Annotated in this window: 1 pseudogene; it reads left to right on the plus strand. The window is 29.3% G+C overall.

Going from position 1 to position 300, the window contains the following annotated elements:
* Positions 1 to 18: 18 nt before the first annotated feature.
* Positions 19 to 300 (plus strand): annotated as a pseudogene (locus RR876_RS16750) (prepilin-type cleavage/methylation domain-containing protein); the annotation flags it as partial.

The raw sequence follows: 300 nt of genomic DNA on the forward strand, positions 1-300 counted from the left end.
ATGTTAAAGAAACAAAATATGAATAATAGTGTTCAAGAGCTAAAGGTATTATTTAGTGAGGCGAGAGGGAAAGCTGTTCTTGAAAGAAGAGATATTACAGTAAAATTAAACTCAAATTCTATAAATACTGTTTCAGAATTAAATTGGCATCCAAGTGGTAAAGCGGTACTAAAAGCAGGAACTTCACCTAGTTCTATAGTTTTTTTGATGAATGGAACAATTAATTCAGTATCAGACTTAAATTATGAAATATGTGATGATGTTGTATCTAATGCGAAATATTCAAAAAAGATCGGAATT

The sequence above is a fragment of the Acinetobacter sp. genome, assembly GCF_036666595.1.
In the GTDB taxonomy this organism is placed as follows: Bacteria; Pseudomonadota; Gammaproteobacteria; order Pseudomonadales; family Moraxellaceae; genus Acinetobacter.